The sequence below is a fragment of the Streptosporangium sp. NPDC002524 genome, from assembly GCF_040295985.1.
In the GTDB taxonomy this organism is placed as follows: domain Bacteria; phylum Actinomycetota; class Actinomycetes; order Streptosporangiales; family Streptosporangiaceae; genus Streptosporangium.
This window is the reverse complement of the sequence record NZ_JBEOWK010000023.1, coordinates 122,033-146,250: the sequence shown is the minus strand read 5'-3', so window position 1 is coordinate 146,250 and position 24,218 is coordinate 122,033. Positions and strand designations below refer to the sequence as shown.

Below are 24,218 nucleotides of genomic sequence, written 5' to 3'. Positions count from 1 at the left end.
CCGATGTCCGGACACGTGCGGAGTGGAAGGGGCGGGCCGTCAGGCGCAGACGGGCAGCGTGGGGTTGTCGTGGGTGCGTACAGCCGGAAGCCAGGCGACGCCGCCGGGGACGTCGGCGAGGCGGACCCGGAACCAGCGTGTCGTGCCGACGCCCGTCTCGTCCTCGACGCGGTCGCCCCCGTAGAGGACGCAGTCGGCCTGCAGGACGTCGTCGTGCCACACGCGATGACCGACCACGTTGTCGGCGTCGTACCTCTGCCGCGGGTCGCGGGCCAGCCCCATGCTGCAGGCCGGCACCCGCTGCGGCCTGCTCTTGCAGTCGCCCTCGATGTTGAAGACCCGCACCGGCGCCGTCGAGGAGACGGTGACGGTCTCGCTCTCCACGATCGTCGGCGATTCGGCGCCGCTCCCCGTCTCCAGCACGACGAAGACGGCCGCGGCGATCGCGGCCAGCGCGATCGTCACCGCGACGACCGGCAGCGGACGCCATCTGCGGCGTTCCGGCGAGGCGGGCGCGACCGGCCGCGGCGACGGCCCGGCGACCGTCTCCGGCCCGGCCCCCGCGTGGTCGGCGTCGCGCTCGCCGGGTGACGGGCCGGCGGTCGCGGGCTCGGCCGCCGAGGGGTCGTCCAGGCCGTCGTCCGCGCCGTCGTCCGGGGCCGCTGAGGAGCGCGCGGCGTCGGCGAGGGCCCACAGGCGGTGGAGCTCCCTGAGTTCCTCGCTGCTCGCGCCGCACGCCTTGGCGAACGTGTGGACCGTGCCGTAGCCTGCCGGGAGTTTTGTACCGGCGCAGTAGCGGTGCAGGCTGGAGCGGCTGATTCCCGTCTGCCTGGCCAGCATCTCGAAACTGCTGCCGGAGCGGCTCTTGAGCATCCGCAGCCGGGCCGCGAACCGCTCGACCTCTTCCGCCTGCGCCATCGCGCCTTCCCTTTTCAGAAATGAACCGCTCGCGGAGCCCGCACCGACGAAGATCGTATCCCACCCCCGTCCCAGCCGGTGGCCGAGCGCCCAGCTCGGAGGGGATGAGCCGTCCCAGCATCCCACCCGGACCGTTCTCCTTGCAGGGGATCGGGGTGTGCTGCGAACGTCGTTCACGCCGCGCCCATTTGGAACGGCCGGTCACGAACGGGCACGCGGGAGAACGCGAGGAGGCGTCGCCGCGGGCCCGGGAAAGGGCGGACGCGTGAACCGGCTGTGACCGGCCGTTCCAGATGCCTCGCGATCCCATGGCGGTCCCATGGCGACGCGCGCACGCTCGCATGCGCGCGTCGGATCACGGCCCTCACCGGCGTACCCCGCCGGAGCGGGCCGTCCGGGAACGACGCACCGGTCGAAAACAGAAAACAGCGGGCCGGTCAAGAACAACGGACCGGCCAGGGGCAGCGGGCCGTTCGGGAACAGGGGCCTCGAACGGCCCGCCGGTCACATCTCCGCGACCTGCGGGACCGACGCCGAGCGCCGGGCGATGGAGCGCACGATCTCGCCGGTGCGGACGGCGGTCATGGACAGCAGCGACGAGGCGATCCCGTGGCTGTCCTCGGTGGCCCCCTGGAGGTAGACGCCCCAGCTCTGCCCGGGATCGACGGCGATCCGGTAGTCGCGCTCCACCAGCAGCTCGCCCGCCTCGCCCGTACGGCAGTGCTCGCGCGCCTCGCCGAGCAGGTCGAGGGGGTTGCGCTCGCGGTAGCCGGTCGCGCAGACGACCGCGTCGGCCTCGATCGTGCTCACCTCGCCCGTGGGCAGGAAGCACATCCTGACCCGGGCTGCGTCGCCGTCGTCGTGCACGTCGAGCAGGCGGGAGGCGTTGAGCATGCGCAGCCGCTGGACACCGGCGACCTTCTCGGCGTACGAGCGCCGGTAGAGCTCGTCGATGAGGTCGAGGTCCACCACCGAGTAGTTGGTGTTGCGGGAGTACGCGAACAGCATGCGCTTCACGTCCTCGGGGGCGGTGAAGAAGTGGTCGACGGCCTCCGGGTCGAAGATGCGGTTGGCGAAGGGGCTGTCGTCGGCCGGTGAGTAGCCGTACCGGGTGAAGACGGCGCAGACCTCCGCGCCCGGATAGGTGCGGTGCAGGTGCTCGACGGTCTCGGCCGCGCTCTGCCCGGCGCCGACCACGACGAACCGCCGGGGCTCGCGCTCGCCGAGGGTCTCCAGCCGGGCGAGCAGTTCCTCGGTGTGCCAGATCCGCTCGCCCTGCCGCACGCCTTCGGGGAGCACGGGGTCGAGGCCGACCGCGATCACGAGGTTGCGGGTCAGGCAGGTGTGCAGCTCGTCGCCGTGCTGCACGACGACCTCAAGAGTGTCGTCGTCGTGCGGGCGCACCGCGACGACCTCGGAGTCGTAGCGCACCAGGTCGGCGAAGGAGGACGCGACCCATTCCAGGTAGTCGTGGAACTCCAGCCTGGTGGGGAACATGGTCTTGTGGTTGATGAAGTCGACCAGTCTCCCCTTCTCCTGCAGGTAGCACAGGAAGGAGTAGGGGCTGGTGGGGTTGCGCAGGGTGACCAGGTCCTTGAGGAAGTGGACCTGCATCGTGGCGCCCTCGATGAGCATGTTGCGGTGCCAGCCGAACCTCGGTTGCCTCTCGAAGAAGACCGCGTTCACGCTGGAGCCGTACTCCTCCTCCAGGGCCACCGCGAGCGCGAGGTTGGAAGGGCCGAAACCGATGCCCACGACGTCATAGACCGGGCTCGACATGTTCGCCTCTCACGTACTGAAGGGATGGTCCCCCCGCGGCCGGGCGGCGGCGGGGGGCAGCATGAAACAGCATGGAACAGGGTGGAACGGATGGGTCAGGCCCCGCCGACGGCCTTGGCGGCCTTGGCGACCTGGGGCACGACCTGGTCGATCACGTACGGGACCGCGAGCGGCGTGGGCGTGCGCAGCGGCCAGAACGCCTTGAGGTCCAGCGGCACGTAGGAGCCACGCTTGACCACGTCGAGACCGGCGAACAGCTTGTTGGCCTCGATCTTCTTCTGGGTGGCCGCGTCGTCGTTGTAGTGGCTGAGCAGCAGGTCGACGTCGAGGACCTTGACCTTCTCCATGCTCAGCTCGGCCGCGAAGCCCTCGCCGGGAAGCGCCTTGATCTCCTCGGGCAGCGCGAGCCCGAACTGGCCGAAGAGCTTCACGCTGATGTCGGCGTCGGCCTTCATCACGCCGATGTTCCCGGAGGGGAAGACGCTGGTCAGCGCGAACGTCTTGCCGTCCAGCTCGGGGTAGGCGGTCTTGACCGAGGCGATCTTCGCCTCGACGTCGGCGACGAGCTTCTCCCCCTCGTCCGCCTTGCCGACCGCCTTGGCGACCTGGCGGGCCACCACCTGCCAGGAGTCCTCGGCGGGGCCGGTCTCGTAGGCGGTGGTCGGCGCGAGCTGGGAGAGGTTGGCGTACTCCTTGTCGATGTAGTAGTCGCCGCCCGCGAGGATGAGGTCGGGCTTGAGCGCGGCGATCTGCTCCAGCGAGAAGCCGGCCTCCCCGGCCTTGAGCAGCGTCGGCTTGGTGCCGGAGATCTTGGGGGCGGTCCAGGGGGCGAGCCCGTCGTCCTGGATCCCGGTCAGCTCCGCCATGGCGACGGGCTGCACGCCCAGGGCGAGCAGGGTGTCCTGGTCGATCTCGCCGAGGGCGACGATGCGCTGGGGCGCGGATTCGATCGTGGCGGTGCCCAGTTTGTGGGTGATGGTGACCGGGAATCCGGCGGCGGCGGCCTGGGTCGCGGGGGCGCTCGCGGCGGGCTGTCCGGCCCCGCCGCTCTCACCGGCGCACGCGCCCACCAGACCGAGGCCCAGCAGCAGCGTTCCGGTCGCGGCCAGGCGGCGCATCGTGTCGCGCATGAGTATGGATGTCCTTCCAAAGCCCGGGAGGGCTCGCAGTTTTAGGTTAGGCTCACCTAACCTAACAATCTTTGGCTGTCGTGTGAAGCGCCTCATTCCAGGTGGTTCACGAGTTCCGCAACGGTTTGTGCCGTCATGAGCGTCGCGACCTTCACCCCGGCACCGCCCGGCTCCCGGCGGATGCGGCGCACCAGCTGCATGACGAGCAGCGAGTGCCCGCCCAGGTCGAAGAAGTTGTCGTGCGGGCCGACCGCGTCCACCTCCAGGACCTCGGCGAACGCCCGGCAGAGCATCGCCTCGCGGTCATCGTCGCGCCGGGCCGCGCCGGTTCCGGCGCCGGTCCCGATGCCGGTGACCGTACGGGCCTTGAGCGTGACGGGCAGGTCGCTCAGGCGCGCCTCGGGGTCGGCCGCGACGGCCTCCAGCACGCCGACGAGCGCCCCGATCATCGTGTCGATCGTGGCCGGGTCGAACAGGTCGGCCGAGTAGTCGACGACGAGATGGAGCTCCTCCCCCCGCTCCCGGAAGATGAAGTCGAGGTCGAACTTCGCCGCGGGCGGGCTGAACAGCGCCTCCCGCTGCCGCAGCCCGGGGAAGCGGACGTCGCCCATGGCCTGGTTCTCGTAGCCGACCATCACCTGGAACAGCGGGTTCCTGCCCGGCACCCGGGAGGGCCGCAGCGCCTCGACGAGCGCCTCGAAGGGCAGGTCCTGGTTGGCGAGACCGGCCAGGTCGGTGTCTCGGACCCGGGCGAGCAGCTCGGCGAAGGAGGGGTCTCCTGAGGTGTCGGCGCGCAGCACGAGCGTGTTGACGAAGAAGCCGACCAGGTCACCGGCCGCCTCGTCGGTACGGCCCGCGACGGGGCTGCCCAGCGGGATGTCCTCCCCCGCGCCCGTGCGGTGCAGCAATGCGGCGACGGCACTCTGGCAGACCATGAACATGCTGGCCTGGGCGCCGCGCGCCAGCCCGCGCAGCCGCCCGACCAGCGGGGCGGGCAGTTCCCAGGTCGTGGTCCCGCCACGCTGGCCGACGGTGGCGGGCCTGGGCCGGTCCACCGGCAGCGGGATCTCCTCCGGCATGCCCGACAACGCCTTGGCCCAGTAGGCGAGCTGGCGGGCGTGCGGGCTGCCGGGGTCGACGGGGTCGCCGAGCAGCTCGCGCTGCCAGAGCGTGTAGTCGGCGTACTGCACCGCCGGAGCCTCCGTCGCGGGCGCCGCTCCGTCCAGGCGTGCGGCGTAGGCGTTCGCCACGTCCCTGGCGAACGGCCCGAAGGACCACTCGTCGAACGCGATGTGGTGGAACACGGCGAGCAGCAGGTGCTCGTTCTCCCCCTCCGGGATGAGCGCGACCCGCAGCGGGATCTCGGTGGCGAGGTCGAACGGCCGCGCGATCACCTCCCCGGGCGGGCAGGTGGTGATCTCCAGGACCGGGCGCGCCTCCTCCGGCGGCAGGATCCGCTGGTAAGGTGCCCCCTCGTGCTCGGCGAAGACGGTACGCAGGCTCTCGTGCCTCGCCGTCACGTCGCCGATCGCGGCCCGCAGCGCGTCCACGTCCAGCTCGCCGCTCAGGTGCACGGCGAGCGGCAGGTGGTACGCCTCGCGGGGGCCGTCGTCCTCGCGCAGGATCTGGTCGATCAGCCAGAGCCTGCGCTGCGCGTACGACAGCGGGACGCGCTCGGGCCGTTCCCTGGGCGCCAGCGGGGGCCGCAGCGTGACCCCGGCCCTGTCGTGCAGCCGGGTGGCCAGCTCGGCGACGTTCGGCGCCTCGAACAGGTCGCGGATCGCGAGCTCGGTGCGCAGCACCGCGCGCACCCGGCCGACCAGCCGGGTCGCGAGCAGCGAGTGCCCGCCCAGGTCGAAGAAGTTGTCGTCGATGCCGACGCCGGAGACGTCGAGCACCTCGCCGAACAGGGTGCACAGCAGGTGTTCCACCGCCGTCCTGGCGGCGCGCCCCGACCCGCGCGGGCCGCCCTGCCGGTCGGGGGCGGGCAGCGCCCGCCGGTCCAGCTTGCCGTTGACGGTGAGCGGCAGCGCGTCCAGCGTGACGACCGCGCTCGGCACCATGTAGCCGGGCAGCCGCTTCTTCAGCCCCTCGCGCACCCGCGCGGCGAGCGCCCCGTGGTCGCGGGCCGCCGCCGGGTTGTTCGCGTACGACGCGGGCCTGCGGTCCGGGTCCGCCGGGAGGAAGGCGTCCCCGCCGCCGAAGACGGCGTCGTAGTGGCCGACCTCGTCCGAGGGGGTGGTCACCACGCCGGGGTCGAGCGCGTACAGCAGCTCGGGCTCGACGCCCTCCGCCGGTGCCCGCAGCAGCTCGCGCGCCTCCCGGTGGGAGGCGCCGCCCTCCAGCGCGCGCAGCGCGGCGAGCTCGGCCGACAGCCTGGGGTCGGGGATGGCGCGCACCCGCAGCGGCCCGGAGCGGGCGGACAGACGGGCCGCCAGGTCGTCCGGCCCGGCCCAGTCCACGACCGTGGTCCCGGTGAGCTCGGCGCTAAGTCCTGTGGCGGGCTCGGTGGCAGGCTCGGTGGGGTGTCCCGTGGCGGGCTCGGCGGTGAGTCCTGTGGCGGACTCGGTGGTGGATCCCGTGGCGGGCTCGGCGGTGAGTTCGGTGGCGGGCTCGGTGGCGGGTGACTTCCAGAGGGTCACGTCGTAGCGGTGCCTGCTGAGCTCGTTGTGGTGGACGCCCCGCTTGGTGCGGACCTCCACCCGCGCGGCCAGGCCGAGGGAGGCGAAGAACGCGGGGTCGAGCAGGAGCTCCTTCTCCATCCGCACGGCCCGGTCGACCGCCGCCGTGCCGGTGCCGTCGTCACCGTCGCCGCTCCCGCCCCGGCCGAGCTGGATCGCCGCGTGCAGGAGGCGCACCGACCGCAGGTCGCGCACGTCGCCGACGAACAGCGCGCCGCCGGGGGCGAGCAGGTCCATCGCGGCGGCGATCACGTCGGCGAGGTATCCGGCGCTCGGGAAGTACTGGACCACCGAGTTGACGACGATCGTGTCGAAGTGGCCGGAGGGCAGGCCGGTGGTGTCGTGCGCGGCCTGGCAGCTCAGGCGCACCGGCGAGCCGGGGCCGAGGTCGGCCCGCAGCTTGGCGATGACGGGGGCCGCGAAGTCGGTGCCCCAGTACTCCTCGCGTCCGGGGGCGAGGCGTGACAGCAGCAGGCCGGTGCCGACGCCGATCTCCAGCACCCGCCGGGGCTCGAGGGCCTCGACGCGGGCCACGGTGGTCTCGCGCCACTCGCGCATGTGCTCCAGCGGGATGGGCGACCCGTCGTAGCTGCTGTCCCAGCCCGCGAAGTCCTCGGTGTGCACGGCGGTGCCGATCTCGGTGTACTCGGCGTCGTAGATCTGCCGCCACTCGGCCAGGTGCTCGCGCTCGGCGTCGGGCCGCGCGGCGCCGTCGGGCACCACGTAGCCGATGAGCCGCTTCACCCCGGGCACCTCGGTGCCGACGGCGATGACGGCGGCCTGTCCCACCCCGGGCTCGGCGGCGAGCGCGGTCTCGACCTCCTCCAGCTCGACCCGGTAACCGCGGATCTTCACCTGCTCGTCGGTACGGCCCAGGAAGTCGATGTTGCCGTCCTGGCGGACCCGTACGAGGTCGCCGGTGCGGTACATCCGGCCGCCGCCGAACGGGTCGGCGACGAACCGCTCGGCGGTGAGGCCCGGCCGGTCGAGGTAGCCCCGGGCCAGACCGGCCCCGGCGATGTAGAGCTCTCCCGGCGAACCGGGCGGGACCGGCCGCAGCCAGCCGTCGAGCACGTAGCCCCGGGTGTTCCAGATCGGCTTGCCGACCGTGGGCGTGGCGCTGTCCTCGGTGCCGCCGCCCAGCGTGTTGATGGTGTACTCGGTCGGGCCGTAGAGGTTGTAGCCCAGCACCCCCTCGGCCTCCGCGAGCCGGTCCCACACGGCCGCGGGGACGGCCTCGCCGCCCAGCAGCACGAGCGGCGGCCGGTGCTCGCCGTCGAGCAGCCCCTCCTCCAGCAGCTGCTGCGCGTAGGTCGGCGTCACGTTGACGACGTCGATCCGGTGGCGCCGCAGGTACTCGGTGAGCGCCTCGGCGTCGCGCCGCAGCTCCTCGTCGCAGACGTGCACCTCGTGGCCCTCGATGAGCCAGAGCAGCTCCTCCCACGACATGTCGAAGGAGAACGACACCGTGTGCGCGATCCGCAGCCGCCGCCCGGCGGACGCCACCACCGGGTCGAAGATGTTGGCCCGGTGGTTGAACTGCATGTTGGTCAGGCCCCGGTAGGGGGTGACCACGCCCTTGGGACGCCCGGTGGACCCGGAGGTGTAGATCACGTACGCGGGGTGCTCCAGCCGTCCCGGCACGTCCCTGCCGAAGCCGGGCAGCTCCTCGGCCGTGAGCTCGCCGCCGGGCAGGCCCGCCAGCGTCTCCCGTACGGCGGGGTCGTCGAGCAGGATCGAGGCGCCCGGGTTCGCGAGCCCGGCGGCGATGTCGCGGTGCGAGACCAGGCAGGCGGGGGCGGCGTCGGCCAGCATGAAGTCGAGCCGGTCGGCCGGGTAGTCCAGCTCCAGGGGAAGGTAGGCGGCGCCCGTCTTGAGCACCGCGAACAGCGCGACGACCATCTCGGCGGAGCGGGGCAGCGCGAGGGCGACCACCCGTTCCGGTCCCGCGCCGTGCGCCTTCAGCAGCCGGGCCAGGCGGTTGGCCGCCGCGTCCAGCTCGGCGTAGGTGAGCCGCGTGTCGGGCTGGGAGACCAGGGCGAGCTCCTCCGGGGTGCGAGCGGCCTGCTCGGCGAGCAGCTCGGCGATGGTGAGGTCGGGGACGAACCGCTCGGCCTCGGCCCAGTCGCGGCGCAGCCCATCGTGCTCGTCGGGCAGGAGCAGGTCGAGCCGGTGGCAGGGGGTGTCGGGCGCGGTGGCGAGGGTCTCCAGGACGCGCACGTACCGGTCGGTGAGCCGTCCGGCCTCGGCCTCGGTGAAGGCGTCGCCCCGGTACATGACGCGCAGGCCCGCGCCGGGCTCGACGACCATGGTGACCGGGTAGTGCGTCGCGTCGCGGACCTGGCGGCCGGTCACCCGCACGTCGCCGCCGGGGCCGAAGCCGCGCCCGGTGGGCATGCCGGGGAAGTTCTGGAACACGAAGAGGGTGTCGAACAGGGTGCCCAGCCCCGTCACCCGCTGCACGTCGGCGAGCGCGACGTAGGAGTGGTCGAACAGCTCCGACTGGAACGTCTGCACCCGCTCCAGGACAGTGCGCAGCGGGTCGGCCGCCGAGGCGCGCACCCGGACCGGGACGGTGTTGAACAGCAGGCCGACGACGGACTCGACGCCGTCGACGTCGGGGTGGCGGCCGGACACCGAGACGCCGAAGACCACGTCGTCGCGGCCGGTGAGACCGGCCAGGAGCAGGCCCCAGGCGCTCTCGTACAGGGTGCCGAGGGTGAGCCCGGACTCGCGGGCGAGGGCGCCGAGCCGGGCGGCGAGGTCCTCGGGCAGCGCGCGGTGGATCTCCCCTGCGGTGGCGAGGTCGGCGGGACGGTCGGCCAGCTCGGGCTTGAGCAGGGTCGGCTCGTCGAGCCCCTCCAGGCTGCGGCCCCACGTCTTGATCGTGGCCTGCCGGTCCTGGCCGGTCACCCAGTCGAGGTAGGCGTGGAAGGGGACGACGGGCCTGGCCCGCTCGGTGGCGGCGTCGGTGTAGGACTCCAGCAGCGAGGTGACGAGCAGGCCGCCCGACCAGCCGTCCAGCAGGATCAGCTCGGAGGTGAGCACCAGCCGGAAGTCGTCCTCGCCTGCCCTGGCCAGCGCGAAGCGGATCAGCGGCGGCTCGTCGGGGACGAACGGCCGGGCGCGCTGGGCCTCGACGAACGCCTCCAGCGCCTCCGGGCCGCCGGTCTCGGCGTAGGTCCAGTCGACCTCGAAGTGCTCGGGGACGAACTGCGCGGTACGGCCGCCGTCGGTGCGGAACCCGGCCCGCAGGTTGGGGAACTTCAGCAGCACCTCGCGCGCGGCCCCGGCCAGCCGGTCGGGGTCGACGGGCCCGGCCAGGGTCACCACGGCCTGCTGGACGTAGATGTCGCGGTCCTCGCCGGCGAGCATCAGGTGGAAGAGCAGGCCTTCCTGCAGCGGCGACAGCGGCAGCTCGGCCCGCTCCCCCACCGGCCCGCCCTCGCCCCCGCTTGACAGGACCTCACCGGGGATGACCGCGACCTTGGCGAGGGCCTCGACGGTACGCAGCCGGAAGACGTCGCGGACGGCGAAGGGGAAACCCGCGCGGCGGGCGCGTCCCACGAGCAGGGCCGCGCTGATGCTGTCGCCGCCGACGCGGAAGAAGTCGTCGTCGGCGTTGACGCCGTCCCGCCCGAGGGTCTCGGCGACGAGCCCGGCGATGGCGCGCTCGGCGTCGGTGCGCGGCGCCCGGCCCTCGCGGACGGCGGGCTCGGGCAGCGCGCGCCGGTCGAGCTTGCCGTTGGGGGTACGCGGCAGCCGGTCGAGGCCGACGAGCACGGAGGGGACGAGATAGTCGGGCAGGATCTCACCGAGCCGGGCCCGGAGCGCGTCGAGGTCGAGGCCCGGGTCGAGGCCGGGTTCGCCCACGACGTAGCCGACGAGGCGCGGTCCCGAGCGGGCCGCCACGGCCGCCTGGCGCACGCCCGGCTGCGCGGCGAGCACCGCCTCGACCTCTCCGGGCTCGATGCGGAAGCCGCGGATCTTCACCTGGTCGTCGGCCCGGCCCAGGAACTCCAAACCGCCGTCGCGGCGGCGGCGCACCCGGTCGCCGGTGCGGTAGAGCCGCGATCCCGGCGGGCCGAAGGGGCTCGCCACGAACCGTTCGGCGGTGCGGGCCGGGTCGCCGAGATACCCGCGCGCCAGGCCGTCCCCGGCGAGGTAGAGCTCGCCGACCGGGACCTCGCGGAGCCCGGCGTCCAGGACGTACGCCACGGTGTTGGCGATCGGGACCAGTCCTCCGGCTCCCTCGGCGATCAGGCTGTCCCCGGCCGCCTCGGAGCAGCCGTACAGGTTGACCAGCCGGGCGGGGACCCGCGCGGCGAGGGCGGCGGGCAGGGCCTCGCCGCTGCTCACCCACGTGGTGACCGAACCCAGCTTCCCGCGTTCCCCTGCTTGTCCCGCTTTCTCCGTCCGCGCGGTTTTCCCCGTTTCCCCGGTCCGCGTGGCTTGTCCCGCCTCCCCGGTTCGCGCGGCCTCTCCCGCCTCCTCGGTCTCCATGAGCGCGGCCAGCAGGCTCGGCACGACCGTCACCAGGTTCACGTCGTGGCGGCGGATCAGCTCGGCCAGGGCGAGCGCGTCGGTGGCGGTGTCGTCGTCCGCGACGACGACGGTGTCACCGGCGACGAGGCCGCCGAGCAGCTCGGTGCTGCCGTCGATGAAGGCGGGTGAGCTCTTGGCGACCCGTACGCCGGTGGGGGCGAGGTCCGCGCCCCAGGCGAGCCGGTTGGCCAGCGCCCGCTGGGTGCCGACGACGGCCTTGGGAGTCCCGGTGGACCCAGAGGTGAAGATCACGTAAGCGGGGTGGTCGGGGCGGACCTCGACCTCGGCGCGGCGCGGGGCGTCGCGCGGCGGCTCGTCCACACCGAGGACCAGCAGCGGCCTGGCGGTGCCGAGCATCAGGTCGATCCTGGAGCGCGGGTAGGTCGTGTCGATCGGCAGGTAGGCCGCACCAGTCTTGAGCACGGCGAGCAGGGCCACGACGAGTTCGGCCGAGCGGGGCAGCGCGATCGCGACGATCTCCTCGGGACCCGCTCCGGCCGCGGCGAGCCGGTCGGCGAGGGCCTCGGCGCGCTCGTCCAGCTCGGCGTAGCTGAGGGTGATCGTGCCATCGCCGTCACCGTCACCGCCTCCGTTGCCGAAAACAGTGCCGGAAACAGTGCCGGAAACAGTGCGGGAAACAGTGCCGGAGCCGTCGCTGGAAACGGAGCCGCCGCCGGAAACAGTGCCGGAGCCGTCACCGGCGCCGGAGACGATGCCGGGAACACCGACGGAGACGCCACCGGCGACGACGGCCGTGGCGTGCGGGGTGCGCGCCACCTGCGCCTCGATCCGCTGGGCGACCGTGAGCGGGTCGAACGCGCGGGCGGTGTCGGGCCGCGCGAGCCCCCCGAGCGGGGTGCCGAGCGACGACAGGCGCCGCGCCGGGTCCTCGGTGGCCCGGTCGAGCAGCTCGGCGAGGTCGGCGAGCATGCCGGTGACGGTCTCGGCGTCGAAGAGGTCCGTGGCGTAGGCGACGAACCCCTCGATCAGCTCCTCGCCCTCGGCGAAGTAGATGTCCAGGTCGAACTTGACGCCGCCGGTCTCCGGCAGGAACGGCTCGGCGCGCACGCCGGGCAGCCGCAGCCGCACGTCCTCCAGCCGCTGGTGGACGATCATCACCTGGAACAGCGGGCTGCGGGCGAGCGAGCGCTCGGGGGCGAGCCGCTCCACGACCTGCTCGAACGGCACGTCCGCGTTGGAGAACGCGGCCAGGTCGGTGCGGCGGACCCGTTCCAGCAGCTCGGCGAAGGTGGGGTCGCCGGTCAGGTCGGTGCGCAGCACGACGAGGTTGACGAACACGCCGACCAGGTCCGCGAGGTCCTCGTCGGGGCGGCCCGCGATGGGCGAGCCGAGCGCCACGTCGTCGCCCGCGCCGGCCCGGTGCAGGAGCGCGGCGACGGCGGCGTGCAGGACCATGAAGACGCTGGTGCCGGTCTCCAGGGCGAGCCGTCGCGCCCCGGCCAGCGGCAGCCGGAACGGCGCCAGCCCGCCCCGGTGGCTCGCCTCGGCGGGACGGGGCCGGTCGGCCGGCGGCGCGCTCTCCTCGGGCAGCCCGCGCAGCGTCCGCTCCCAGAAGTCGAGCTGCCCGGCCGGGGCCGGGGACTCGCTCCGCCAGACGGCGTAGTCGGCGTACTGCACGGGCAGCGGCGCCCAGTCCGGCGCGGTGCCCGTGGTGCGGGCGGTGTAGGCGCGCGACAGGTCGGCGAGCAGCGGGGTGAACGACCATTCGTCGGCGGCGGCGTGGTGCTGGAGCACGACGAGCACGGACTCCTCGGCGGCCACCCGCAGCAGGGTCGCCCGGATGGGCAGGTCGGCCCCGAGGTCGAAGACGTGCGAGGCGGCCCTCGTCTCGGCCGCGCGCAGCCGTTCCTCCGGCCAGCCGCGCGCGTCCACCACGTCGAAGGCGGCCTCGCCGGTGTCGAGGACGCGCTGGACCGGCAGCCCGTCGGGGCCCTCCTCCAGCAGGGTTCGCAGCGACTCGTGCCGGGCGACGACGTCGCCGAACGCGGCGCGCAGCGCGTCGACGTCGACCGGCCCGTACAGCCGCAGGCCGAGCGGGAGCGCGTCGGCGGCCGAGGGGCCGCGCAGGCGTTCCTCGAACCAGAAGCCGCGCTGGGCGGGCGAGGCGGGCACGGTCCCGGGCCGGGTCACGTCGCGGACCCTCGGCCGGGTGCCCCGTACCAGCCTGGGCGCCAGCGTGGCGACCGTGGGCGCCTCGAAGACGTCGGCGATGGTGAGCTCGGCGTCGAGCGCGGCGCGCACCCGCCCGGCGAGGCGGGTGGCGAGCAGGGAGTGGCCGCCCAGCGCGAAGAAGTCGTCGTCGACGCCGACCGTGTCCAGGCCGAGGGTCTCGGCGAAGACCTCGCACAGCGCCGCCTCGCGCTCGTCGCGCGGCCCCCGGCTCGACACCTGGACCTCGGGCGCGGGCAGCGCGGCCCGGTCGAGCTTGCCGTTGACGGTACGCGGCAGCGCGTCGAGCAGGACCGTCGCGGCGGGAAGCATGTACTCGGGCAGCGATCCGGCCGCCGTCGCCCGCAGGTCCGCCTCGTCGAGGTCGCCGTCCGGCACGACGTACGCGACCAGCCGCTTCTCGCCCGGCGTGTCCTCGCGGACCACGACGGCGACCTGGGCGACGCCGGGGTGGGCGGCGAGCACGGCCTGCACCTCGGCGGGCTCGATGCGGAAGCCGCGGATCTTCACCTGGTCGTCGGTGCGCCCCAGGTACTCCAGCGTCCCGTCGCGACCCCGGCGGGCCAGGTCGCCGGTGCGGTACATGCGCTCGCCGGGAGGGCCGAAGGGGTCGGCGACGAAGCGTTCGGCGGTGAGGCCCGGCCTGCCCGCGTAGCCGCGCGCCAGCTGCGTCCCCGCGAGGTAGAGCTCGCCGGGGACGCCGACCGGGGCGGGGCGCAGCGCGGCGTCCAGGACGTACGCGCGGGTGTTGGGGAACGGCGTGCCGATCCCGGACGACGGCAGCTCGGCGGAGGTCGCCCAGATCGTCGCCTCGGTCGGCCCGTACACGTTGACGGCCGACGCCGCGACCGCGTGCAGGGTCTCGGCGAGCGCGGCCGGGAGGGCCTCGCCGCCGACGAGCACCCGCAGCCCGCGCAGCGCGGCCGGGTCCAGCGAGCCCAGCAGCGACGGGGTGCCCTGGACGACGGTCGCCCCGGCGAGCAGCGCGCCCAGCGCCGCCGGTTCGCGCACGGTCTCGCGCCCGGCGAGCACGACGGTCGCGCCGCTGATCAGCGGCACATACAGCTCCAGCGCGGCGATGTCGAACGCGATCGTGGTCACCGCGACGAGCCGGTCCTCGGCGCCCAGGGCGAGGCGCTCCCCCATGGTGTCGAGGAAGGCGGTGAGCGCGGAGTGCGGAACGGCCACGCCCTTGGGGCGGCCGGTCGAGCCGGAGGTGTAGATGACGTACGCCAGGTCGCCGCCCCGGACCGGGTACGACCCGCCCGTGCCGGGAGACGTGCCGTCCGGGGTCAGCGTCCCGGTGCCCGGGGCCGGTGTCCCGGTTTCCGGGGTCAGCGTCTCGGTGCCCGGGGTCAGCGTCTCGGTGCCCGGGGGAAGGAGGGCGGCGGTCTCCGGGGTGGCGATCACGCAGAGCGGGGCAGCGTCCCCGATCATGTAGGCGAGCCGGTCGGCCGGGTGGTCCAGGTCCAGCGGCAGGTAGGCGGCGCCCGACTTCAGCACGGCGAGCAGCGCGACCACCAGGTCGGGGGTGCGGGGCAGGGCGAGCGCGACGACCCGGCCGGGTCCCGCGCCGCGCCCGCGCAGCGTCCGGGCGAGGGCCGAGGCCCGCAGGTCCAGCTCGGCATAGGTGAGCGTGCCGGTGACACCGTCGACGGCGACCGCGCCGGGGGTGCGGGCGGCCTGCTCCTCGAACAGGGAGGTCACCGTCGTGTCCGGGACGGGACGCGCGGTGTCGTTCCACCCCGCGAGCAGGGCCGACTCGGCCGCGCCGAGCAGTTCCAGGTCGGCGATCCGCAGGTCCGGGCGGCGCACCGCGGCGCCGAGCAGCGTCTCCAGGTGGGCGAGGAGGGCGTCGGCGCGCTCGTCGTCGAACAGCTCGCGCCGGAAGGTGGCCTCGACGGTCATCCCCTGGGGCCGGACGAAGGCCTCCAGCGAGAGGTCGAAGTGGGTGGTGCCGTTGTGGATGTGCGTCCAGCTCGTGGTGACGCCGGGCAGGTCCAGCTCACCGATCTCCTGGGCGAGGAAGAGCAGCATGGTGTCGAAGAACGGCGAGCCGCCGCGCCTGCGGGCGGGCCGCAGCTCCTGCACGATCTTGTCGTAGGGCAGCGTCCGGTTCGCGAACCCCTCGGTGCAGGTGTCGCGGACCCGGCTCAGGACCTCGCGGAAGGTGGGCGTGCCGGACAGGTCGGTGCGCAGCACGAGGGTGTTGCCGAAGTTCCCGGCCAGCCGCTCGATCTCGGTGTGCTCGCGGTTCATCACGGCGGAGCCGATCGCGATGTCGGTCGCGCCGGTGTAGCGGTGCAGCAGCACCGCGTGCGCGGCGAGCATCACCATGTACGGGGTGAGGTTCTCCTTCGCGGCGAGCTCCCGCATCCCTGCGGTGACGGCGTCGTCGAAGCGGCGGGCCCTGCGCCCGCCGCGCTCGGAGGCGGTCGCGCCGCGCGGGCGGTCGGCGGGCAGGTCGAGGGGCGCGGGCGGCGGGTCGAGGCGCCCCCGCCAGTAGTCCATCTCCTCCTCCGGGAGGGGGCGGTTCTGCTCCCAGGCGGCGAAGTCGGGGTAGTGGACGGTCAGCGTGGGCAGGCCGTCCGGCTCGCCGGAGACGGCTGCGCGGTACAGGGCCGACAGGTCGCGCGACAGCGATCCCCAGGTCATGCCGTCCCAGGCGATGTGGTGCACGACGAGGACCAGGGCGTACGCGTCGTCGCCGAGCCGGAGCAGCTCCAGCCGGATCGGCCGCTCGGCGCGCAGGTCGAAGGGGAGCGCCGCGAACCGCGTGGCGTACGCCTCCGCGTCGGCCTCGGCGCAGTCGCGCACCGGCAGGTCGAGGGAGTCGTCGGCGACGACGTGCTGGAACGGCGTCCCCTCGTCGTTCTCGCCGTAGACGGTGCGCAGCACCGCGTGCCTGCGCAGGAGGGCGCGCAGCGCCTCGCGGAGCGCCCCGGGGTCGAGGGCGCCCGACATGCGTACCAGCAGGCACACGTTGTAGGCGGGGCTGGAGGGGAACGTCCGGTGGTGCAGCCACATGCTCTGCTGCGCGTAGGACAGCGGGGCCGGGCCACCCGAGCGACGTGGAGTGATGCGGTCCCTGTCGAGGCCGAGCCCCGCCTCGGCCATCATCCGCCGCATCAGTTCGCGCCGCCGTGCAACGTCCTGCTGCTGTTCCCGCACGCTCAACTCTTCCTTCGGGGCCGGGGTCGGGCACTCTGTCCCGCATCAAGACTTAGGTTAGCCTTGCCTCTTAAATCGACACAAGGTTAGCCTTACCTAAATTGATCGGTATTGTCCGGTTTCGCAGAGGGGTGGGTTCGTTGTCCTTTGGTGTCCGCACGGATGAGATGCGCACGGAGATAGCGGTCGAGAGCGCAGCCGACCCGTTGCGTCTGGTCACCCTCCTGGCCGGGTCCGGGCTGTTCGACGACTACACCGTGTACGAGCGACCGGGCCTGTGGACCTTCGCGGGCGGAGTGGTGGGCGAGGTGGTCCTTGAACCCGGAGTCGTGCGCAGCCGCTGGCTGGACGGGGCCGCCCTGTCCGCCGCGACCTCGGCGGGCTCGCTGGACTCGCTGGAGTCGCTCGCCTCGCTCGGATCACTCGGATCGCTCGACGCGGCGAACGCGCTCGGCCCGCTCGGCCCGTTCACCTCGGCGAACACGCTCGACTCGGCGAACTCCCTCAAACCGGCGAACGCGCTCGATTCGGCGAACTCTCTCAAACCGGCGAACGCGCTCGACTCGGTGAAGGCGCTCAAACCGGCGAACGCGCTCGACTCGGTGACCTCGGTGGACGAGCCGTGGTCCGGCCGTCCGGCCGAGGCTCTGGAGGCGGCGTTGCGGGCCGCCCCCTGGCCGGTCTGGAACGCCTACGGCTGGATCGCGTTCGAGTTCGCCGCGCTCACCCCGGCGGGCAGGCTCGCCCACCTGGTCGTGCCGCGCACCGAGGTACGCGTCGAGGCCGGACGCGCGGTGGTGACGAGCGTGGACGCCGCCGAGGCCGGGCGGGTCGCCGAACTGCTGTCCGGCCTGGGCGCGCCCGGGAAACCCGCACCGGCGCCGTCACCGGTCGACGTGCGCCCCGGCGGCGACCTCTACCGGTCGCGGGTCGCCCAGGCGATCTCCGAGATCGACGCCGGGCTCTACGAGAAGGTCATCGTCTCCCGGCGGCTGCCGATCCCGTTCCCCGTCGACGTCGTCGCGACGTACGCGTGCGGCCGTGCCGCCAACACCCCGGCCCGCTCCTTCCTCCTCGACCTGGACGGCTTCCAGGCCGCCGGGTTCAGCCCCGAGGTGCTGGTGAGCGTCGACGGGCACGGCACGGTGATGACCCAGCCGCTCGCCGGCACCCGGGCCTTCGGCCGGGGCGAGGAGGTGGACTCGGAGACGCGTCGCGAGCTGGAGAACGACCCCAAGGAGATCTTCGAGCACGCGGTGTCCGTACGCGCCTCCCAGGACGAGCTGTACCGGGTGTGCGCGCCCGGCACGGTCCGGGTCACCGGCTTCATGACGGTGAAGGAGCGCGGCAGCGTGCAGCACCTGGGATCGAGCGTGAGCGGCGAGCTGTCCCCCGGCCGCACCGGCTGGGACGCGCTCGACGCGCTGTTCCCCGGCGTGACCGCCTCCGGCATCCCCAAGGCGGGGGCGATCGACGCGATCGCCCGTCTGGAGGAGCCCAGGGGCCTGTACGCCGGAGCCGTCCTCACCGTCTCCCAGGACGGGGCGATGGACGCCGCCCTGGTGCTGCGCGCCGTCTACAGCGAGAACGGCCGGGCCTGGCTGCGGGCCGGGGCCGGCATCGTGTCCGGTTCGACGCCCGAGCGGGAGTACGAGGAGACCTGCGAGAAGCTCTCCAGCATCGCCCCGTACGTGGTCCCGCGCGCCTGAAGCAGTGAATCCCCTGAGTCCTTGAAGCCTTGAGTCCCTGAAGCAGTAAGTCCCTGAGACCCTTGAAGCCTTGAAGCCTCGAAGCCTTGAGACCCTGAGACCCTGGGGAAACGCCGCCCCGGCGTTCGTCCTCGCACCCACCCCCCACCCATCCCACATCCGGCCGTCCGCCCTCACGCGCCTTCCCCGCGCGTGAGGGCGCCGGTGTCTCGCCACCGTCCCGCGAGCCCTTCACACACGAGGACGCACGGCAACCGCCACCACGCACGAGAGGCCCGTGGGGACGTACGGCATCTCGCCGCCGTCCCCACGGGCCTCTCGTATGTGAGCCTCCCGCCTAAAGCCCGCGCGAAGCCCGCGTGAAGCCCGCGTGAAGGCGCTCAGCGCAGGCTCGCGGCGAGCTCCTTCTTGCTGATCTTGCCGACCGGGGTGCGGGGGAAGGTCTCGACCAGCTCGACGCGGTCGGGCCACTTGTAGCCCGCCACGCCGCGCTCCTTGAGGAACTGCTTGATCTCCCTGAGGGTCGGCGCCTGGTCCCGGACGATGAGGAAGGCGCAGGTCCGCTCCCCCATCACCGGGTCGGGGGTGCCGACCACGGCGGCGTCGTGCACCGCCGGGTGGGCCAGCAGGTGGTTCTCCAGCTCCTCGGCGGAGATCTTGTCACCGCCCCGGTTGATCTGGTCCTTGTCACGGCCTTCCACGACGAGGTGGCCGGTGGGGAGCATCCGTACCAGGTCCCCGGTCCGGTAGAAGCCGTCGGGGGTGAAGGACCGCGCGTTGTGCTCCGGCGCGCGGTAGTAACCGCGCAGGGTGTACGGGCCACGGGTGAGCAGCTCGCCGACCTCGCCGGGGGCGACCTCGGCGCCGTCGGAGTCGACCACGAGGATCTCGTCGGCCGGGGACAGCGGCCTGCCCTGCGTGGTGTCGACCAGCTCGCGGGGGTCGTCCAGCCGGGTGTAGTTGAGCAGCCCCTCGGCCATGCCCAGCACCTGCTGCACCGCGCAGCCCAGCACGCCGGGAACCTGCGCGGCCCGCTCGGCGGCGAACTTGGCCCCGCCCACCTGCAGCAGCCGGAGCGACGACAGGTCCTCCTTCGACCAGGACGCCGCCTCCAGCCAGAGCAGCGCGATGGGCGGCACCACCGCGCACACCGTCGCGCGCTCCCGTTCGATGAGGGGGAACGCCTCGTCGGGCGACCCGGAGGGCGCCAGGACGACGGTGCCGCCCTTGGCGAACACCCCCAGCACCCCCGGACAGGCGAGCGCGAAGTTGTGCGCGACCGGGAGCACCACGAGGTAGACCGTCTCGCGGTCGAAGCCGCAGACCTCGGCGCTGGCCTCCAGGTTGTAGACGTAGTCGCGGTGGGTGCGCGGGATCAGCTTCGGCAGCCCGGTGGTGCCGCCAGAGAGCAGGAACACCCCGACATCGGCCGGATCCGGCCGCTCGTACACCACGGGACCAGCACCGGCACCGGAATCGAGAACGGCATCGGAGCCGGAACCCCGATCGACACCGAGACCGGCGCCGGAACCGGAGCCGAGGTCCTGGTCGAGGTCCAGGTCCAGGTCCGCCAGGGGGGTGAACTCCTGGGCGTCCCCGTCCACCACGACGTGCTCCACGGCCAGCGAGCGGGCCAGGTCGCGGTAGTCGAACCCGCCGTACACGTCCGGGATGACGTACGCCCTGGCCTCGCTCAGCTCGCACAGGTAGCCGATCTCGCTGCTGCGGTGCGCGGGCAGGGCGAGCACCGGGGCGGCGCCGATCCTGACCAGGGCGAGGAAGACGACGACGAAGGAGGTGGTGTTGGGCAGCTGCACCACGACGCGGTCACCGCGCCGGATGCCCAGCCGCGCGAAACCGGCCGCGGCGCGCTCGGCGCGGCGGTCCAGCTCGGCGTAGGTCAGCCGCTCGTCCCCGGCCACGAGCGCGGTCCGCCCGGGGTCGCCCCCGCGCAGCACGTCGCCGAGCAACCGGTCGCTCCAGTAGCCCTCGGCCAGGTAGCGCGCCGCGAACTCCTCCGGCCAGGGCGTGAATCCCTCCACGGGTCACCGCCCCGCGATCTGGGCCACCGCGCCCGCGACCGGCTCGGCCGGGTCGGTGCCGAGCGCGACGACGCGGTTGGCGCCGTCCACGTGGACGACGCTGGGCAGGTGCGCCCGCGCCTCCGCGTCGTCGAAGTTCCCGTACGAGATGATGATGACCAGATGTCCGGGGTGGACCAGGTGGGCCGCCGCGCCGTTGACGCCGATGACCCCGCTGCCCGCCTCACCGGTGATCGCGTAGGTGACCAGGCGGGCGCCGTTGTCGATGTCGACGACGTGAACCTGCTCACCCTCGACGATGTTGGCGGCGGCCATCAGCTCGGCGTCGATCGTCAGGGAACCCACGTAGTGCAAGTCCGCTTGGGTCACGGTGGCACGGTGGATTTTTCCGTTCATAAGGACCCGCTGCACTGGTCTGTCCTCTTTCCCTAAGGTCAACTAAGGTAAGCCTCACCTTATCCACTCTGCCTGTCGAGGAGAACCCCGAAGATGCTGCGCCGCCTGGCCATGGACATCAGCCCGCTCCGGACCAGCAGGGCCTTCCGTGACGTGTTCGTGGCGCGCACCGTGTCGGTCTTCGGCATCGGCATGCTGATGGTCGCGGTGCCCGTGCAGGTCTACGCGATGACCGGGTCGACCGTGCACGTCGGCGCGGTCTCCTCGGCCGAGGGGTTCGCGCTGCTCGCGGGGTTCCTGTGGGGCGGCGTGCTGGCCGACCGGCACGACCGGCGCCGGTTGATGCTGGTCGCGCGCACCGCGGCCGGGCTCGGCTTCGCGCTGCTGACGCTGAACGCCTTCCTGCCCTCCCCCTCGCTGGCCGCGATCTACGTGCTCGCCGCCTGGGACGGGCTGGCGACCGGCGTCAGCGTCACCGCGCTGCTGGCCGCGACCCCCGCCCTCGTCCCCCCGGACAAGCTGGTCGCGGCGGGCGCGATCAACGCGCTGACCGTACGGCTCGGCTCGATGCTCTCCCCCGCGCTCGGCGGCCTGACCGTGTCGGCGTTCGGCGTCGGCTGGAACTACGCGGCTGCCGCCGTAGGAACGCTCGCCACCCTCGGCCTGCTGACGAGGCTGCCCGCCCTGGAACCGGCCTCCGAGGTCACCGAGAACCCGCTGCGGGCGATCGCCTCGGGGCTGCGGTTCGTGGCCTCGCACCGCGTGGTCGGCTCGCTCATGCTGCTCGGCCTGCTGTACATGGTGGCGGGCGGCATCCCGGTGCTCATGCCCGCGTTCGCGACCCTGCAGCTGGGCGGCGGCCCGGCCACGATCGGCCTGCTCTACGCCGCGCCCGCCTGCGGCGCGGTGCTCGGCTCGGTCACCAGCGGCTGGGCAGGGCGCTCGCGCGCGCCGGGCAGGGCACTGCTCGTCGCGTCGGTCTGCGGCTTCGCGCTCCTCGCCTGCCTCGGGCTCGCGACCCACCCCGCTCTCGCCGTCGCGATCCTCTTCGGGTACGGCCTCGTCGCGTCCATCGAGGAGATCCTCCGCTACGGCCTCATCCAGGCGCACACCCCCGACGGCTACCTCGGCCGGGTGAACGCGCTGTGGGCCGCCCAGGAGACCGGCGGCGAGGCCGTCGGCGCGCTCGGCGCGGGCGCGCTCGGCCGCTACCTGGCGCCCGGCACCGCGATCGTCGTCTACGGCGCGGCCAGCGCCGCCCTCGCCCTGGCACTCGCCCTCACCCTCACCGGCCTGCGCGGCGCGACCCTGGAGGCCGACCCGCAGGAGGTCTGATCCCGGGGCTCCCGGTTTCGCCCGCCCCGGCGAAACCGGCGGAGACGGTATGAGGAAACGGCTGGAAAAACGGCCGCCTCTGCCGGATGGTGAGGAGTGACAGCAAAACCGTCATATCCATGTCGACGTACGACCACCGGCGACGCCCGGCCGGCGAGCCATCGCCCGCCCGGGAGGAGTCCGGAGGAACGACGAGAGGAAGCACATGGCTCAGACGACCGTTGCCCTCCTGTTGCTCGCCGCCCTGACCGGCGGCACCGCACCGGCGCACTCCGGCCTGACACCGGCGGAGACACGGACGGCACCCCTCGCACCGGTCTCGGCCGCCGCCCCCGCGGCGAATACGGCGGGGAACACGGCGGGGAACACGGCGGCGAACACGGCGGCGAACGCGGCCAAACCGAACCTCCGCGCCTGCTACGACGGGAGGTGCAAGCTCACCCTCTCCAAGACGGTGCGGTTCAAGGTCAGCCCCCGGTTCGGCGTCACCCGGCTGTCCATCTCCTTCAACCGCACCATCGTGCGGGTACGGGCCACCGGGCCCGGCGTGACCTCGCAGGCGGTGCTCGGCCTTCGCTCCAGGGGGTCGGTCAACGGTATCGGCGTACAAGTGGTGTCACTCTCCCGCACCAAGGCGGTGCTGAGACTCGCCCCCACACGCTGACTCCCCCGCCCACCGGCTCCTCGCATCCGGCTCTTCGCGTCCCGCGAAGGGCCGCGGCGGGCCGCGAGCCTCTCCGCTCGCCGGAGAAGGCTCCCGGCCCCGAGGTGCGCGGCCCGGTCCGCGCCAACGAGACCGCGCCCCCGGCGGCGGGCGGTGCACGGTGGGCGATGGGCGATGGGCGATGGAAAGGGCGCCGCCGAGCGTTTCACGGCAGTGGCAGGAACTGGACCCTGATATCCGCGTTGTAGGGAAGCACGAGGGTTCCGGAGTATTTGGTCCAGCGCCCGGGGACGAGGAAGAGCCTGCCGCCGGCTTCGGTCAGCAGTCGCATGCCACGGTAGCGATATTTGAATTTCTGCCCCTTCGGGCCGGGAAGCCGCTGCATCTTCACGGGGCCCGTCAGGATCTCCAGCCGTTCGGCGGTGTCGATGACCGCTTCGGGATACTCTTCCAGCCCCCTCGCGATGCCCACCGCCCTGCCCACGCCGAAGGCCCAGGCGAAACTGTTGGTGGCCCAGACCGCACCCGCCATGATGAGCCCTGAAGTGGCGAAGATCACCAGAATGTTCACCCACCGCGGCCGGTTCCAGCCTTTGACCAGGACGTATCCGCCGTAGGTCATCAGCAGGGCACCCATGCTGAGGGAGAGGGGGGTGATTCCGGCGGACTCGTCTCTCGCCACCTGGGGCACGATCACCCCGACCGCCGCGCGGACGATCAGCGCCACCCCGCCCGTCAGCATGACGGCTCCGGCGGCCCGCAACAGCCGCGGACGTCTCCCCGACTCGGCCAGCCGCAGGTGCAGCAGGTGGATGCCGACGAAGATCAGAATGAGCAGGAGCACGGTGGCCAGGGGAAGCCAGATGGTCTCGGTGCCGTAGAGGATCAGCTCCTGCACGGTGAGGTCCATGGTTTCCAGGTCGATGCCGAAGTACCAGAACCGTCCCCGGGTCGCCACGTAACCGTAGTAGATCATGAGCGCGGTGACGAGCGTGGTGGGCGCCGCGATCTGGGCGATCTGGTTGAAGCGTTCCCAGGACGTCGGCCCGGCCGGCGGGGTCTCGCTCGCGGGGGCCTCTCCGGGGGGCCTCCGCCGGACGTACCGGAAATCACCGCTGACGGTGCCTCGCCGTTTGCGATTCACGACTCGCCTGATTGCGGGGCCTCCGAGGAGGGCGGCTCGGCCGGGTCCTCCGAGGCCGGGTCATCCGGTTCCGAAGTTTCCGAAGTCGGAGTTTCCGAGGTCGGGGCTTCCGAGATCTGGGTCTCAGAGGTCGGAGTCTCCGGGCCCGGAGTCTCGGAGACCGCCGGCTCGGTCGGGGTCTCCGAGTCCCGGGGCTCGGGGGTGGCTGTCGGGGAGGGAGATTCCGAGAACTCCTCCTCGCTTTCACCGCGAAGCTCGTCGCAGGTCACACTGGGTTCTCTCGGGGTGATCCTGACGGGACGCGGCTCGGCGAGGCATACCCGCAGCCCGGCGACATACGGTTTCCTGATGGCGGCCGGATGTTCGGCAGAGGGATTCGCGGACTCGTCGAGCAGTTCGCAGAATGGGCCGCCTCCTTCGATGGCCACGCAATCCGACTCCACGGTCATGGTGACGGTGCCGTAGTAGTCCGAAGGTGGAACCTGTCGCAATTGCACCCAGAGTTCACAATATG

Annotated in this window: 10 protein-coding genes; 3 read left to right on the top strand and 7 right to left on the bottom strand. The window is 72.9% G+C overall.

Annotated features, from left to right (window positions below; all coding sequences use genetic code 11):
- Positions 1 to 39: 39 nt before the first annotated feature.
- The 4 genes from ABT053_RS32685 to ABT053_RS32670 form a co-directional block, all read right to left on the bottom strand.
- Positions 40 to 918 (bottom strand): helix-turn-helix domain-containing protein, encoded by an 879-nt coding sequence (locus ABT053_RS32685; RefSeq protein ID WP_350974315.1) that lies wholly within the window; start codon positions 916 to 918, stop codon positions 40 to 42.
- 504 nt (positions 919 to 1,422) lie between these two features.
- Positions 1,423 to 2,697 carry a lysine N(6)-hydroxylase/L-ornithine N(5)-oxygenase family protein gene (locus ABT053_RS32680; protein ID WP_350974313.1) on the bottom strand — a complete coding sequence of 425 codons (1,275 nt, stop codon included), beginning with the start codon at positions 2,695 to 2,697 and terminating at the stop codon, positions 1,423 to 1,425.
- 95 nt (positions 2,698 to 2,792) lie between these two features.
- Positions 2,793 to 3,827: an iron-siderophore ABC transporter substrate-binding protein gene (locus ABT053_RS32675; RefSeq protein ID WP_350974311.1), complete on the bottom strand. Its 1,035-nt coding sequence runs from the start codon at positions 3,825 to 3,827 to the stop codon at positions 2,793 to 2,795.
- 92 nt (positions 3,828 to 3,919) lie between these two features.
- A complete protein-coding gene (locus ABT053_RS32670; RefSeq protein WP_350974309.1) occupies positions 3,920 to 16,414 on the bottom strand; it encodes a non-ribosomal peptide synthetase in 12,495 nt (4,164 codons plus the stop codon).
- 167 nt (positions 16,415 to 16,581) lie between these two features.
- Between ABT053_RS32670 and ABT053_RS32665 the strand changes: the two genes are divergently transcribed.
- The gene (locus tag ABT053_RS32665) at positions 16,582 to 18,123 is read left to right on the top strand and encodes a salicylate synthase (RefSeq protein WP_350974307.1); all 1,542 of its coding nucleotides are present in this window, start codon (positions 16,582 to 16,584) and stop codon (positions 18,121 to 18,123) included.
- A 380-nt stretch (positions 18,124 to 18,503) separates the two neighbouring features.
- On the opposite strand, the gene ABT053_RS32660 is transcribed toward ABT053_RS32665, so the two are convergent.
- Both ABT053_RS32660 and panD read right to left on the bottom strand, forming a co-directional pair.
- A complete protein-coding gene (locus ABT053_RS32660) occupies positions 18,504 to 20,165 on the bottom strand; it encodes a (2,3-dihydroxybenzoyl)adenylate synthase (protein ID WP_350974305.1) in 1,662 nt (553 codons plus the stop codon).
- Between the two features lie 3 nt (positions 20,166 to 20,168).
- The gene (panD, locus tag ABT053_RS32655) at positions 20,169 to 20,576 is read right to left on the bottom strand and encodes an aspartate 1-decarboxylase (RefSeq protein WP_350974304.1); all 408 of its coding nucleotides are present in this window, start codon (positions 20,574 to 20,576) and stop codon (positions 20,169 to 20,171) included.
- 78 nt (positions 20,577 to 20,654) lie between these two features.
- On the opposite strand from panD, the gene entS reads away from it, so the two are divergent.
- A complete protein-coding gene (gene entS, locus ABT053_RS32650) occupies positions 20,655 to 21,896 on the top strand; it encodes an enterobactin transporter EntS (protein ID WP_350974302.1) in 1,242 nt (413 codons plus the stop codon).
- Between the two features lie 205 nt (positions 21,897 to 22,101).
- Positions 22,102 to 22,560, top strand: a complete 459-nt coding sequence (locus tag ABT053_RS32645) for a hypothetical protein (RefSeq protein ID WP_350974300.1) — start codon at positions 22,102 to 22,104, stop codon at positions 22,558 to 22,560.
- 205 nt (positions 22,561 to 22,765) lie between these two features.
- On the opposite strand, the gene ABT053_RS32640 is transcribed toward ABT053_RS32645, so the two are convergent.
- Positions 22,766 to 23,704 (bottom strand): hypothetical protein, encoded by a 939-nt coding sequence (locus ABT053_RS32640; RefSeq protein ID WP_350974298.1) that lies wholly within the window; start codon positions 23,702 to 23,704, stop codon positions 22,766 to 22,768.
- Positions 23,705 to 24,218 lie beyond the last annotated feature (514 nt).